A 14,842-nucleotide genomic window follows, 5' to 3' on the forward strand; every position below is an offset into this window, starting at 1 on the left:
GTTTTTTAAGGCTGAGCTGGCATGATCAAGGCCTTATGTTGAGGCCGTTTATGTCTAGTCCAATCGCTCATCTAACGCACTGCTCCCCCTGGCTACAGGAACGCTTACAGCGAGGGTTGAGTTGCGCACCCGACCGTCCTGCCGATGAATCGTGGTTGCAGCGCGTGCAGCGAGCCGTGGCGCATTTGCCCCGATCTGAAGCGCGACCGCTCACGGAGCTGGCGCGGGGGGTAGATCCGGCCTGGCAAGCCGCCTTGCGCCAGCTGCGCACGCAAGAGCAGATGCGTTTTATCTCCCGCGACTTAAACCGGCTTTGCTCTCTGCCGGAATTAACCCGGGAACTGTCTGAGTTTGCCGATGCCGTGCTTGAAGTTGCGTTAGCGCAAGCTCATGCCGATGTTGCGCTATTACATGGCGAGCCTATCGGCGAAAGCTCGGGTCAGCCTCAGCAAATGATCATCATTGGCATGGGTAAGCTCGGCGCGCATGAGCTGAATTTGTCTTCCGATATTGATCTCATGTTCACCTATGCCGAAGAAGGTGAAACGCAGGGTCGCCGGTCGATCAGTAATCGCGAGTTTTTCATTAAAGTCGGGCAACGCATTATTCAATTGCTCGACCCCATCACGGCCGATGGTTTTGTTTTTCGCGTGGACATGCGCTTGCGACCGTGGGGTGATGGCTCAGCGTTAGCCATGAGTGTGGATGCCATGGAAACTTACTACGAGCGCCATGGCCGCGAGTGGGAGCGTTATGCGCTAATTAAGGCGCGTATCTGTGCCGGTGATCGCGTCGCTGGCGAGCAGTTAATGCGAGCGCTGCGTCCTTTTGTGTTTCGCCGCTACATTGACTTCGGCGTGTTTGAGTCCTTGCGCGAAATGAAGGCCATGATTGAGCGCGAGGTGCGCCGCTTGGATCGGGAAGACAACATCAAGCTGGGTCGGGGCGGTATTCGCGAAGTCGAGTTTATTGCGCAGGCCTTTCAGCTTATTCGCGGCGGCGTGGATACGGCATTGCAAGAGCGTGAGCTACTCAAAGTGTTGCCGATGCTAGGCGAACGCGGGTTGCTGCCCGCGAGTGCCGTGCAAGCGTTAGTTCACGCGTATTATTTTTTACGCGACAGTGAGCATCGTATTCAGGCCTTGCATGACCAGCAAACACAAATGCTGCCTGTGGATGCCGCGGATCGCCAGCGACTTGCCGAGGCTATGGGCTTTGCTGATTGGACGGCCTATCGCGTGGCGCTTGCGAACGAGCGCGAGGTCGTGCATCGACATTTCCGCGATGTGATTGATGCCCGCGAGCCAGAGCCTGAGCAAGCGGCGCTTGCGCCAGAACAATGGCCACCCGCTATCCAAGCCTTGCTCGACAGTCGTGCGCTGGCCCAGCTCAGCGTGACTGGGCGCGAGCGCCTTGAGCGCCTATTGCCAACGCTGGTGCGCGAGTGCGCGGCCCATGACAATGGCGAGCAAGCCTTGGCGCGTATCCTGCCCCTGATTGAAGCCACGCTGAAGCGCTCGGCTTATTTGGTGTTACTGAGCGAAAACCCGGAAGCGCTGAAGCGCTTAATTGACCTGTGCGCGGCCAGTCCGTGGATGGCTCAGTTGCTGGCGCGTTACCCGGCGCTCTTAGATGAGCTGCTCAATGCCGCCACGCTGTTCGCGCCACCCTCGCGCAGTGAGTTATCGGCGGACTTACGGGCGCAGTTGGCGCGAGTGCCAGAGGATGATCTGGAGCGGCAAATGGACATCCTGCGCCTGTTCCAGAAAGGCCAACTGCTCCGCGTTGCGGCTTCGGACCTTAAAGGCACTTTAGCGCTGATGAAAATTAGCGATTCGCTGACGTGGATTGCTGAGGCCGTTTTACAGGAAGTCTTACTCCTGAGCTGGCGGCAGTTGGTGGCCCGACATGGCACGCCGTTGGACCGCGAAGGCCGGCCCTGCGATCCCGGCTTTATCATTGTTGGCTACGGCAAGCTCGGTGGCCTGGAGCTGGGGTATGGCTCTGATCTCGACCTTGTGTTTATTCACGATGCCGATGCCCAGCGCGACACGGTGGGTGGCGTTAAGCCCCTAGACGGCGCGAGTTTCTTTGCGCGCCTCGGCCAAAAAATCATTCATCTGCTCACCACCAGCATGGGCAGCGGCCTGCTTTATGAAGTGGACATGCGACTCAGGCCGTCGGGCGCATCGGGCCTGTTGGTGACTTCATTGGATGGCTTCGCGCAGTATCAGCGTGAGCAGGCTTGGACGTGGGAGCATCAGGCTCTGGTGCGTGCACGTGTCGTTGTTGGCGATCCTGCGCTGGCGGTGCGGTTTGATGAGGTACGTGCCTCGGTGCTCTCACAAGCACGCAGTGACACGATGCTGCGCCAAGAAGTCCGCGAGATGCGGCAAAAAATGCGCGATCACTTGGCACCGAAAGACCCGGCAGAAATTGATCTCAAGCACAGCCCCGGCGGCCTTGTAGACATCGAGTTTCTCGTGCAATACCTCACGCTGGCGCACGCCCATGCCCATCCTGAACTAACTCAGTGGCCGGATAATGTACGTCTGCTCGATACCTTGGCGCAGGCGGGATTGATGCCTTTAGCTGATGCAGAGGCGCTGAAAGCGGCGTATCTGGCGCTGCGCCGTGCCGGACATGCGCGAGCTTTAGCGGGCGCCGACAAGGGCTTGCAAGCCGATGAGTTATTGACAGAGCGCACGCTGGTGCAGCGGCTGTGGTCCGACATTATGGAGCGTTGATTTGAGGATTTTGATAACGGGCAGCACGGGTCAGGTCGGCTATGAGCTTCAGCGTCAGCTTGCTGACATGGGCGTTTTAACCGCAGTCGATCGCCAGCAATGCAACTTGGCAGATCCCGACAGCATTCGCGCCTGCGTTGAGCGTGTGCAGCCCGACTGGATCATTAATGCCGGTGCCTGGACAGCCGTAGACAAAGCGGAAACTGAGCGTGATGCCGCTTTTGCCGTCAACGCCGAAGCGCCACGTCTGCTCGCCGAGTTAGCGGCAGCGCGTGGCGCCCGATTGGTGCATTACTCCACGGACTACGTCTTTGCCGGCGATAAGCATGGGCGCTATCGCGAAGATGATCCGGTTCAACCGCTCAATGTCTATGGCGCTAGCAAACTCGCGGGCGAGCAGGCGATTGCGGCAGTGATGGCGACGAGCCATTTGCAGGCTTGGACCTTCCGCACGACCTGGGTGTTTGGTGTGCACGGCAATAATTTTTTGAAGACCATGCTGAAGTTGGCGCAAACACGCGACAGTCTGTCCGTGGTGAATGACCAGTTTGGCGCTCCGACAAGCGCAGCCCTCATTGCCGCGGTCACCGCCCAGCTGATTCAGCAGGTTATTGCCGGGAAGCTGGTGGAGCCCGGCCTGTATCATCTGGCGGCAGCTGGCGAGACGCACTGGCAGGCGTATGCCCAGCGCGTTATTGCCCAAGCACAAAAAAAAGGCTTGAGCACCCACATTGCCCCCGAGCAGGTGCAAGGCATTCCGGCTGTTCAATACCCTACGCCAGCTGCGCGGCCGGCTAATTCACGGCTGGATTGTCAGCGCCTAGAGTCTACGCTGGGCATGAAATTGCCGGATTGGACCATAGGCGTAGATGCCGTAGTGGCGGATGTGGTGCGTACAGGGTTTTGACGCTGCAATGTTGTTTCGGGCGGCTTTTATAGGTACTATTTTCAGTATCAAAAGGAGTCGACCATGAATATCGTCAGTGCACAAGATATCAAGCGGCGTGGCATGGTGGTTATTGAGGAGGCCTTGCTGCAGGGGCCGGTGCGTATTCTCAAGTACAACCGGCCGGCGGCGGTGGTGCTTTCGGAAGAGGACTATCAGCACTTGCTGCAGGGCCAGCAGACGTACTCGCACTCGGTGCAGGAGTGGTTGGCTGCCTATACGCCCACGGGTGGCCGCAGCCGTGCCGACATTGATCGTGAACTGGCGCAAGAACGCGCCGACTGGCCTGATGCGTGAATGTTTTTCTCGATGCCAATGCGCTGATTTATCTCTTCGAAGGTGATTCCACGCTCTCGACCTCGGTGCAGCAGGTGATCTCCCGCTGCTTACAACCCAGCCATGCCGCGCTAATGATCAGTGCATTGACGTTGCTGGAGTGTCGCGTGCGGCCAATGCGGCATCAACAGCACGCGTTGTTGCAGCAGTACGATGCGTTTTTTGCCAGCACCAATCTGCGGATTGCCGAGCTCAGCCCGGCCGTGATGCAAATTGCTACGGTTCTTCGCGCTCATCATGGCCTGAAAACGCCTGATGCCTTGCAAGCGGCGAGCTGTTTGGCGCAACCAGATCAGCATGTGTTCATTACGGCGGATGCCGGCTTCCAGCGTGTACCCGGGCTGCAAATCGAATGGCTGCTACTGTAATCGCCCAGTATCCGAAAGCCCCTGCTTTGTGGTGCAATACACAACCTGAATTTTCATGACGTGCTGGCCAGCGGCTGGCGCACAAGCCCTGTGGAGTGATTCAAGATGTCGATGTCTGATCGTGATGGCGTGATCTGGTATGACGGCAAGCTGGTGCCGTGGCGCGAAGCCAAGACCCATGTGCTGACCCACACGCTGCACTACGGCATGGGTGTCTTCGAAGGCGTGCGTGCCTACGCGACTGAGCAAGGCCCATCGATTTTCCGCCTGAAGGAACACACGAATCGTCTGTTCAATTCGGCGCATATCATGAACATGGCGATGCCGTATAGCCAAGACGAAATCAATGAAGCCCATCGCATGGTGGTGCGTGAGAACAAGCTGCCGCACGCCTACTTGCGTCCGATGGCGTTCTACGGCTCCGAAGGCATGGGTCTGCGTGCCAGTAACCTCAAGGTGCATGTGATTGTGGCCGCCTGGGAGTGGGGCGCCTACATGGGCAAAGAGGCGCTGGAGCTGGGCATTAAAGTGCGCACATCCAGCTATACGCGTCATCACGTGAATATCTCGATGACCCGTGCCAAGGCCAACGGCAACTACATCAACTCCATGCTGGCCTTGCAGGAAGCCATCTCCGGTGGTGCTGAAGAAGCCCTGATGCTGGATCCGGAAGGCTATGTGTCTGAAGGCTCGGGCGAGAACGTGTTCATCGTGAAAGATGGCGTGATTTTTACCCCGGATGTGACTTCCTGCCTCGACGGCATCACCCGCAAAACGGTGATTCAGATTGCCGAAGAGCACGGCTACACGGTCAAGGAAAAGCGCATCACGCGTGATGAAGTTTATATCGCCGATGAAGCGTTCTTTACCGGCACCGCCGCGGAAGTCACGCCGATTCGTGAGCTTGACGGTCGCGTTATTGGCGCTGGCCGTCGTGGCCCGATCACCACCGTATTGCAGAAGGCTTACTTCGAGACGGTGACGGGCGTGCGCAAGGAGCACAGCGACTGGCTGACGCCCGTGGCATAACGCAAATGGTAAAAAGAGGGGCATAACGCCCCTCATCACTTTAAGGCGCCAGCTCGCATGCAAGATGCCCCTATTCAGCCTCTCGTCGTTTGGCGTCTCATGGATGGTAAGCCCGGCCACGAGAGTCAAACGCTGGGTCTGGTCAATGCCCTGAAACGGCTCGCCGCTGAACAGGGATTTGCTGAGCCGCGTTGCATCGATATGCCCCTGGGTGACTATCCCTACACCCTTTGGGATTGGCTGTTTAAGCGCTTTCGCCCCGGTTTCTTACAGCCCCGCCCGGACTTCATCATCGGCGCAGGGCATCGCACCCATTGGCCCATGTTGTGCGCTCGGCGCAGCGTTGGCGGTAAGGCCATCGCGCTGATGTCGCCGACCTTGCCCTCTTGGTGCTTCGATTGGGTGGTCGCGCCTGCCCACGACGGCCTCACGGGTCGTAACGTCATTGTCACTCAAGGCGTCCTTAACGCCATGCAGCCAGCCGCCGTTAAACGCCCCGGTTACACCGTGGTGATGGTTGGGGGGGTGAGTAAGCATTTTCTCTGGGATGACACACAGGTGCTGGCGCAGTTAGAGCAAATCATGGCGCGACACCCCCAAGTACGCCTGACCGACTCGCGCCGCACACCCGCCGCACTGCGCACCACCTTGGCCGCGCGCTGGCCAGTCGAGTATCAGCCATGGGAACAATGCCCGCCGGGCTGGCTCGCCAGTGAGTTGGCCATCGCTGAGAATGCGTGGGTCACCGAAGACAGTGTGTCGATGATTTACGAGGCGCTGACGGCGGGGTGTGCGGTAGGGCTGGTGGGGCTGCAGCGACCCGAAGGTAAGCCGGGGAGGTTGGTGCGGGGTGTGGAGGGGTTGCTGAAAAATGGGTTGCTTTGTAAGCACCCAGGAGCGCTCGTTTCTCAAACCATTAACCGAACCGTTTTGGCAGAGGCACGTCGAGTAGCTTATGTCATATGGGGTACTCGCACATGACGGGAATGATGCTGGGCGGAATGATACTTGGTGCAATTCTGCTGTGGTTTTCCCACCGTTATGCGTGGTGGCGACCTGTCGTGAATTGGCAGCGTCCGCGCATCCTGATGTACCACATGGTGCAACCGCATCGTGCGGGTGCGAAATTCAATGGCCTGCGCGTCACGCCAGAGCGCTTCGAGGCGCAGGTTCGCTGGCTGCGTGAGCAGGGCTTCAGCTTCTACACCATGAGCGAGCTGTGGGCACAATGGGATCGCTTGCCCGAGCGCGCTGTTGCCATCACCTTTGATGATGGCTATGCCGACAATCTTCACTATGCCTTGCCGATCCTTGAGCGTTATAACGCCAAGGCCACCATTTATGTCGTGGTTGATCGCCATGATCGTGACTGGTCGACCTACAAGAAAGCACATCACAATTCCGGTGAGTTGGCGCGCGAAACCAAGCTCAGTGACGAAGAGATTCGACAGCTGGTTGCCAGTGGTCGCGTTGAAATCGGCTCGCATACCTTGACGCATTGCAACCTGCGCACCACACCTGAAGGCGCCAAACGCCATGAGTTACTGGCATCGCGCGAGCAGCTGGAGGCTCTGACGGGCAAGCCTGTCCGCAGCTTTGCCTACCCCTTTGGCATTTACAGTGCAGATGATGTTCGCTTGGCACGCGAAACTGGCTACGAAACGGCTGTGACCACGATCGAAGGCATTGATGAGCTCATGCCTCGCCCGGAGCCGCTGGATCTAAAACGGGTCAAGGTCAGTGGAAAAGATAACCAGCTGGCATTCGTCATGAAAATGCGCGGAGGTCGGCGTGGCTGGAGCAAATAAGCTGAAGCTGTGGCTACTCACGGATGGCGCTCCTGGCCATTGGAGTCAGAGCCAAGGTATCGCGGATGCGCTTGCACAAGCGTATGAGGTCGAGATACTGCGTGTCATGCTCAAGGTCCGCAGCTCACTTTGGAAGCGTCTGGGGCGGCTTTGCTTGCCGTGGATACGCAATCCTGCATTCTGGCTGGCCCGGGTTTACGACCTGAAGCTGCCGGTCGGCCAGCCGGACTTGATCATTTCATCCGGTGCCAACACTTTGCTGGCCAATGCCTTGCTGGCACGCCAGCGGCAAGCTCCCAATACATACAGCGGTACGCTCAAGGGCTATGACGCCAGTGCTTATCGCGTCATCTTTACGGTGGTCGGTCTGGGCGTGCCGAATAATTGTGTGCTGCCTTTGCCGCCTGTTCCTGCCGACATTTTCAATGTGCCAGCGTTGACGACGGGTGCCGAGCCCTTGGTGGCGGTGCTTGTTGGCGGCGACGGTGCTGGCTATGAGTTTCGGGAAGCGGACTGGCAAGCCATGGCGGCCTGGCTAAATGCGCTTGCAGCCGAGCGTGGTGCCCGATTGCTGCTGACCACATCACGACGTACGGGTGTCGACGCCGAGCGTTTGCTCAAAGCGGCTTTGCCGGCTGACGTATTGGCGCAAGCTGTCTGGTGGTCAGAGGCGCCGCAGCCGGTTGTGCGTGACTTCTTGAGCCGAGCGTCGTGCGTCGTCGTGACCGAGGAGAGTCTGACCATGGTGGCTGAAAGCATTTATGCTCGCCGCCAGGTATATACATTGATGCCGCGAAGCGCGGCTCCCAATGACAATGATGGCCGGGCATTGGCAGCTTATGCCGAGGCCGGGCTGATTCAGCGTATTCCTTTGGAGCAGCCAATTCAGGCCATTCCGGGCGGCCCCGAGTTAGCCAGTGGGTTTCCGGATGTCCCACAGTTGATTCGGTCGGCTCTTGAGTCCTATTTAGCCGGGAAGCAGGTGTCATGAAGAGCGTCTTGATTTGGGGGCGTTACGGCAATTACGGTCCGGACTATCCGCGTAATCGGGTTATCGAGAGTGTGCTGCGTGAACTGGGCCATGACGTCTCGCGCTTTCTGCCTCGGTTCTCGTTTCTGGCCGACTGGGAATATGCCTGGCGTGGCGGCAAAAAGCCTGACCTGATCTGGGTGCCCTGTTTTCGTCAGCGTGACTTGCCTGCGGCCAGTCGCTATGCGCGGCGGCACCAGATTCCATTGGTGTTCGATCCGCTCATCAGCTCGTATGACAAGCAGGTGCACGAGCGTCACAAGTTCGCCCCCGAGAGTGCCAAGGCCCGCCGCTTGCTGGCGTGGGAAAGTGGGTTGTTTCAACGAGCCGATTGGCTCATTGCCGATACAGCCGGTCATGCAGACTATTTTGCCGATGAGCTCGGTGTAGCCCGCGAGCGTCTGGTCGTTATTCCGGTGGGCGCCGAAGAGGCTGTTTTTGCGCCGCAGCCTTGGCCTGCCAAGCCGCCTGGCTCACCACTGGAGCTGACATTCTTTGGTACGTTTATCGGGCTGCAGGGGGTGGATGTTCTGGCGGAGGCCATCCGCACTTATGAAGGCCCACCGGTGCGTTGGCGCCTGATTGGGGAAGGGCCGATGCGAGAGGCCTGCCAAACACTGCTGGCAGATTTGTGCATTGATGGCGCTGGTCCGGGAGTTATCTTTGAGCCTTGGGGGCCGTTGCTGGAGCTGCCGGGTCGACTCGCCAGCAGTGATGCCATTCTGGGTATCTTTGGCTCCACCGAGAAGGCGCGGCGGGTTATTCCGAACAAGGTTTACCAGGGCTTGGCGATTGGCCGCCCTGTCATCACCGCCAGTACGCCAGCGTATCCGGATAGTTTGCGGGCAGATGAGGATCAGGGCTTGTTCTGGGCCTTGCCGGGTGATCCGGCCAGTATTCATTTGGCTGTGGAGCATCTTTTTGCTCGGCGGCACATGTTGCAAGCATTGGGTGATGCGGCGAATATGAATTATAGGCAATACTTTTCCAATAAGGTTATTCGACAAAAACTGGCTAATTTGCTGGCCGGAATAGAGGTCTGAATTAATGAAGAAAATTTCGGTCATCATTCCAAACTATAATTATGGCCGCTATTTGGCGGAGACCATTGAGTCTGTATTGGCTCAAACATATCCGGCAGTTGAAGTTATATTTATTGACGATGGCTCTACGGATGAAAGCATTGAGGTAGCAATGCGCTATCCCATCACGGTGCTATCGCAAAGAAATCAAGGCGTTTCTACGGCGCGCAATAATGCTGCAGCAAAGGCATCAGGCGATTACTTGCTTTTCTTGGATTCAGATGATCTTTTATACCCTGATAGTCTTGCTGTAATGCTGGAAGCGCTCGATGCGGCAGGATCGAGCGTGGCTTATTGCTACGGCCAATTGCAATATTTCGGTGAAAAAAATGACATTTTTACATCGGCTAAGTTTGACCCGTCTGAGCTCTCAAAGTTCAATTATATTCAAACCAGTGCTTTAATTAAGCGAGATATATTCAATAGTGTTGGTGGTTTCGATCGTGGATTTGATTTGAGAGAGGACTGGGAGTTGTTCATCCGGATTTGGCATCATGGGTATGCGGGCATCCATCTTCCAAGGCCTGTAATCAAGTATCGAAAGCATCGGCCAAAGCAGACGGTTCGAGCAATGAGTAAGGTAAGAAAAAGATTGTCAGATGTGAAACTGGTGCGTTTGTATCCATTATTTTTCTGGCGAAAAATAATTATGAGTCCTCTTAGGCTTATTTATTATAATGCTCGTTATTTCAAGCTCGGGATGATCGGGCTTCATGGCGGAACTGTGCCCGTGAGTATTTTGAAGTAATTTTATGAATAACAAATGGCCAATATTAATTATCAGCTTGCCTGATGCCTTGGATCGTCAGCAAGTGATGCGCGCCCAGCTTAATGAGCTTGGTTTAAGTGGAATTTTTGTACCTGCTATTCGTGGTTCAGAAATTTCTGATGCTGAACGAGCGGTACTTTATAATGACTTCCGTGTAAGGTCTCATTCAGGTCGCTCCATGACAGCAGGCGAGCTGGGTTGCGCTCTGAGTCATTTGAAATGTTATGATTATATCATTTCGAGCAATGCAGACTGGGCTGTTGTATTGGAAGATGACTCCGTTTTGCCTGTGAATTTTGTAGATGTAATTAATGGTTTGATCGAGCGTGAAGGCTTGATTAGGGCGGACTTAGTCCTATTGGGAAGGATTCGTAAATTCATTAAGAGTCCAGTTGTTAGTATTGACGAAAGAATCAGTGTTGTAATTCCTGTGAGGGCATGGAATGCAAATGCTTACTTGATTAATCGTAAGGCCGCACTGATGGTCGGTAGGGCTAATAATCCGGTTGTATATAGTGCGGATGATTGGATTTCTATTGGCAGGGCGTCTGATATTGTGATTAGAGGTCTTGATAACTTCCTTTGCGATCAACAAGTATCTGTTCTAAAATCCTCTCTCGAACGGGATAGAAAATATGCTCGAATGAAGAGAAGAAGTGGGCGGGATGCTCTACTGTATTTATTTTATCGTTTGATTCGTCGTATCAGGGAGATATTTGTTGCTCGTGGACGGCCACTAGGTAGGCATTGATATTTTAGGGCAATAAAATAAAATTTGTATGGAAAAATTAAAATATATATCATATATGGATAATAGTGGCTATTCGGTTGCCGCACGTGCATATATAGCTGCGCTTAGTGATGCGGGTTTCAGTGTGACCTGGGAGTCAATTTCTGGCCATAATCCTAAAAAAGATGTGGTCCCTGAAAATCTGAGAGAATTTTATTACAAAAATATTGATTATGATTACGTGCTGATTCACGCGATGCCATCACACTTCCCAAGATTTGTTAATTCCGAACGACAGGTGGGCAAGAAAATTATTGGGTATACAGTATGGGAGCATGACTTTTTACCAGAGACTTGGGTTAAAGAAATAAATCTTTTGGATGCTGTGATAGTTCCTTGCTCCTGGAATAAGGAGTGTTTTATAAATTCGGGAATTTCTGTCCCTGTTTTTGTTGTCCCGCATTTGTCGCAATTTTACGGCGATAAAGGTTATGAAGAGCTAATAAAAAACAAAGATGCGAGCGGCCTAAGTTCGCTTGAGGCGTCAGTCTGCTCGAAAGCATTGGTCCCGTATAAAACAAATGGCGCTGTTATTTTTTATCATATAGGGTTTTGGAGTGAGCGTAAGTCTCCGTCTGCAGTTGTTAAGGCGTATTTGAATGAATTTAAGAGCGGCGATAATGTATTGTTGGTTATTAAGACTTCGAAGAAAGACCTAACGTGGCGAGGGAGAAGTTGGAGGAATTTTTATAGGAAAAAATCTCTTAATACGAAGGTGTCCTTTCAACGAATACTTAGGTCATACGATGATCCTGCGAGGATTTTATTTATAGATCGTGAAGATTTAAGTAACAAAGATTTGCTCGCAATTCACCTCTATTCAGATTGCTTTGTTTCTCTTGCGAGAACTGAGGGGTGGGGGATGGGCGCATTCGATGCTACTTTAATTTCTAATTCAGTGATAATGCCTGGCTATGGTGGGCAAATGGACTTTCTTGATTCCAAAAGGTCGCTAATTGTTAATTATCGTCTTGTGCCTGTTAATGAGCCGGTGTGGAGTGATAACTATGATGATAGACATCAATGGGCGGAGCCAGATATTAAGCATGCTCAGCTCTTGATGAGAAGCTATCTCGAGAATAAAAATCATTACGACAATAAAGCAATAGAGCTATCAATTATTAATAAAAAGAAGTTTTCCGTTAGCTCCGTGGTAGATGGATTCAGGAAGGCATTTGCAGCGTGCTCGTAAGGCACGCCTGCAATGGGTTTGCGGCGGCGTCTATAGAGTTCAGCCTGTCTTTTGGATGGCGTGTGCACAGCCATTGAGTCGTTGCCCTGCGTATAAAAGAGCAATGCCTACACCTAGTTCCATGCCCCCTAGATTGCTGATCAGCTTTGTGGGTAATCCCCCCAGAAATTAATGGTGATCAGAAGTAGAATTTTCTCCAGACGATTTGAGCAAGTTCTACATGAAGATATCCCGATACAGTGACAGCCAGATCATGGCGATCCTGAAGCAAGCCGAAGCCGGTACGCCGGTGCCTGACCTGTGCCGCGAACACGGCATGAGCGTGGCGTCGTTTTACAAGTGGCGCGCCAAGTTCGGCGGCATGGATGCGTCCATGATGTCTCGGCTCAAGGAGCTCAAAGACGAGAACCGTCGGCTAAAAAAAATGTACGCCGAGGTTCAGCTACAAGCTGATGTGCTCAAGGAAGCCATGGCAAAAAAGTGGTAAGGCCGTCTCGCCGACGTGAGATGGCTCAGCAGGCTGTGGCGACACAGGCTATGAGCATCCGGTTGGCGTGCGCCACGTTCAGCATCAGCGAGACCTGCTACCGCTATCAACCCAAGCTGTCCTCAGAGAATGCCGAGATCGCCGACTGGCTGATCCGGCTGACGCACAACTAAAAGGTCTGGGTATGGAGGTGGACTTCTCATTGCCGGCTGAGCGGGTGATCCGTTCGCTAAATCAGGTCATCGAATGGCGAGGTCAGCCGAAGACGATTCGCTGCGACAACGGACCGGAGCTGATCAGTGGCAAACTGATGGCTTGGGCGGCAGAGCGAGGCATTGAGATCGCGCATATCAAACCAGAAAATCCGCAGCAAAATGCCTATGTCGAGCGTTATAACCGGACCGTTCGGTATGAATGGCTAGGCCAATATTTGTTCGGCAGCTTAACAGAAATGCAGGCTCATGGCACACGATGGCTGTGGACATATAACAACGAGCGCCCGAATATGGGCTTGGGTGGCATCACCCCGAAACAGAAGTTGGCCATGTTGGCCTAGGTTCTACTTCTGGCCCCGTTAAAAATGGGGGGATTACCTGGCCACCTTACAAAGTCAGCATCATTAATTATTTCTGGTATTATTTTTAAAAAATATCTTAAGAAAGTTAGTTGGTTGCTTTGGGCTGAGTTGCCGCTTGAGTGTGGCTTGGCTGTTAGCGCTATTTTAATTTTACTAGCTAGCGATGAAACTATTTCTGAGCGCCAAGCATAAAATGCTGCGTTATGGCTGGCTTCTAATGAATATTTATGGGCAATTATTTAGCTGTCAGCGCTAGCGGATTGGAAGAAAGGCTGCTGCTATCAAGATTCTCGCCGAATGGCTACAACATTGGCTGACTCAATTCCCCTGTTTCCAGTAAGCTCTCACTGATTGAAAACAGGGAGTCACTACATGCTGAATCACGCTGCCTTGTCGGGCAAGACCGTCGCCATCATTGGCCTTGGCTATGTCGGTCTTCCGTTGGCCTTGGCCTTTGGCCGCGTCATGCCCACCATCGGCTTCGATATCAGCGAGGCCAAGCTCAAGGCCTATCGGGATGGCTATGACCCCACCGGCGAGATGGAGCCTTCAGCATTCCAGGCGTCCACACAGCTCGCGGTTACATCGCAAGCCGCTGAACTTGCCGCCGCTGACTACTTAATCATTGCCGTGCCCACCCCCATCGACAATGCCAAGCAGCCTGACCTGACGCCTGTCATCCGCGCCACAGAAACTATTGCGCCGCATCTTAAGCCCGGTGCCATTGTGATTTACGAATCTACGGTGTACCCCGGCGTTACCGATGATGTTTGCGCGCCTATCCTGGAGCGCTTGTCTGGCAAGCGTCGAGGCGTGGATTTCAAGCTGGGCTATTCCCCCGAGCGTATCAATCCGGGCGACAAAACCCATCGCCTGGAAACCATCATCAAGATTGTGGCTGCTGAAGATGCCGAGTCACTGGATCGTGTTGCCGCACTTTATGAGGCCGTGGTTGAGCCCGGTGTTTATCGCGCTTCGTCGATCCGTGTCGCGGAAGCGGCCAAGGTCATCGAAAACACTCAGCGTGATGTGAATATTGCGCTGGTCAATGAGCTGGCGGTGATCTTCAATCTCATGGGCATTGATACGCTGGAGGTGCTTGAGGCGGCAGGCACCAAGTGGAACTTCCTGCCATTCCGCCCCGGTCTGGTTGGCGGCCATTGCATTGGGGTTGACCCGTACTACCTCACGCACAAGACCCAAACGCTGGGCTATAACCCGGAGGTCATTCTGGCTGGCCGCCGTATTAACGACCGCATGGGTTCGTATCTGGCGCAGCAAACCGTGCGTGAAATGCTCAAGGCTGATCGCCTGCGCGCTGGCGCTACCGTGTTGGTGATGGGCCTGACCTTCAAGGAAAACTGTGCCGATATTCGCAACAGCAAAGTCATCGATATTGTGCATGAGCTGCAAGAGCATGGTCTCAAGGTAGTGATCTGGGACCCGGTCGCAGATGCGCATGAAGCGCATGAAGAGTACGGCGTAACGATGGTGGCCGACTGGCACGCCGTGCCGAGAGTTGATGCGGTTGTGGTGGCCGTTGCTCATGCTCGCATCAAGGCACTGGCACCAGCGGAGCTTGTGGCCGCGTTTGGTGTGGGTACGCCAGTGATTGACATCAAGTCTGTGTTTGACCGAGGAGCGTTTGCTGCGGCCGGGCTGCCGCTATGGCGTTTGTAGT

The 14,842-nt window shown here is 54.3% G+C and carries 14 protein-coding genes and 1 pseudogene; all 15 read left to right on the forward strand.

The features are described 5' to 3' along the window. Positions 1-50 precede the first annotated feature (50 nt). Complete coding sequence (gene glnE / locus A8710_RS03095) at positions 51-2,747, forward strand: bifunctional [glutamate--ammonia ligase]-adenylyl-L-tyrosine phosphorylase/[glutamate--ammonia-ligase] adenylyltransferase (protein WP_198341601.1); 2,697 nt, start codon at positions 51-53, stop codon at positions 2,745-2,747. A gap of 1 nt (position 2,748) precedes the next feature. Continuing rightward, positions 2,749-3,654 (forward strand): dTDP-4-dehydrorhamnose reductase, encoded by a 906-nt coding sequence (gene rfbD / locus A8710_RS03100; RefSeq protein ID WP_068857998.1) that lies wholly within the window; start codon positions 2,749-2,751, stop codon positions 3,652-3,654. Between the two features lie 63 nt (positions 3,655-3,717). Then, a complete protein-coding gene (locus A8710_RS03105) occupies positions 3,718-3,990 on the forward strand; it encodes a type II toxin-antitoxin system Phd/YefM family antitoxin (protein ID WP_068857999.1) in 273 nt (90 codons plus the stop codon). Next, positions 3,987-4,397, forward strand: a complete 411-nt coding sequence (locus A8710_RS03110) for a type II toxin-antitoxin system VapC family toxin (protein ID WP_068858000.1) — start codon at positions 3,987-3,989, stop codon at positions 4,395-4,397. Before A8710_RS03105 ends, A8710_RS03110 begins: the two co-directional genes overlap by 4 nt. 105 nt (positions 4,398-4,502) lie before the next feature. Further along, on the forward strand, positions 4,503-5,426 hold the full coding sequence (locus tag A8710_RS03115) for a branched-chain amino acid transaminase (protein ID WP_068858001.1): 924 nt from the start codon (positions 4,503-4,505) through the stop codon (positions 5,424-5,426). A gap of 57 nt (positions 5,427-5,483) precedes the next feature. Then, entirely contained in the window at positions 5,484-6,407 is a 924-nt protein-coding gene (locus A8710_RS03120) for a mitochondrial fission ELM1 family protein (RefSeq protein WP_068858002.1), read from the forward strand. Continuing rightward, positions 6,404-7,234, forward strand: coding sequence for a polysaccharide deacetylase family protein (locus A8710_RS03125; RefSeq protein ID WP_264753521.1), 831 nt, complete (start codon positions 6,404-6,406; stop codon positions 7,232-7,234). Before A8710_RS03120 ends, A8710_RS03125 begins: the two co-directional genes overlap by 4 nt. Then, the gene (locus tag A8710_RS03130; RefSeq protein WP_068858004.1) at positions 7,218-8,225 is read left to right on the forward strand and encodes an ELM1/GtrOC1 family putative glycosyltransferase; all 1,008 of its coding nucleotides are present in this window, start codon (positions 7,218-7,220) and stop codon (positions 8,223-8,225) included. The genes A8710_RS03125 and A8710_RS03130 overlap by 17 nt, the downstream gene beginning before the upstream one ends. Continuing rightward, on the forward strand, positions 8,222-9,307 hold the full coding sequence (locus A8710_RS03135; protein ID WP_068858005.1) for a glycosyltransferase: 1,086 nt from the start codon (positions 8,222-8,224) through the stop codon (positions 9,305-9,307). Before A8710_RS03130 ends, A8710_RS03135 begins: the two co-directional genes overlap by 4 nt. A gap of 4 nt (positions 9,308-9,311) precedes the next feature. Further along, on the forward strand, positions 9,312-10,094 hold the full coding sequence (locus A8710_RS03140; protein ID WP_068858006.1) for a glycosyltransferase family 2 protein: 783 nt from the start codon (positions 9,312-9,314) through the stop codon (positions 10,092-10,094). 4 nt (positions 10,095-10,098) lie between these two features. Then, the gene (locus tag A8710_RS03145) at positions 10,099-10,866 is read left to right on the forward strand and encodes a glycosyltransferase family 25 protein (protein ID WP_068858007.1); all 768 of its coding nucleotides are present in this window, start codon (positions 10,099-10,101) and stop codon (positions 10,864-10,866) included. 28 nt (positions 10,867-10,894) lie between these two features. Then, positions 10,895-12,097, forward strand: coding sequence for a glycosyltransferase family protein (locus A8710_RS03150; RefSeq protein WP_157686255.1), 1,203 nt, complete (start codon positions 10,895-10,897; stop codon positions 12,095-12,097). A gap of 220 nt (positions 12,098-12,317) precedes the next feature. After that, a pseudogene (locus A8710_RS03160) lies at positions 12,318-13,140 on the forward strand (transposase). Between the two features lie 24 nt (positions 13,141-13,164). Next, the gene (locus A8710_RS12170) at positions 13,165-13,353 is read left to right on the forward strand and encodes a hypothetical protein (RefSeq protein WP_157686257.1); all 189 of its coding nucleotides are present in this window, start codon (positions 13,165-13,167) and stop codon (positions 13,351-13,353) included. Between the two features lie 180 nt (positions 13,354-13,533). Next, entirely contained in the window at positions 13,534-14,841 is a 1,308-nt protein-coding gene (locus tag A8710_RS03165; RefSeq protein ID WP_068858010.1) for a nucleotide sugar dehydrogenase, read from the forward strand. Position 14,842 lies beyond the last annotated feature (1 nt).

This window comes from Perlucidibaca aquatica, from assembly GCF_001676655.1.
Lineage (GTDB): Bacteria > Pseudomonadota > Gammaproteobacteria > Pseudomonadales > Moraxellaceae > Perlucidibaca > Perlucidibaca aquatica.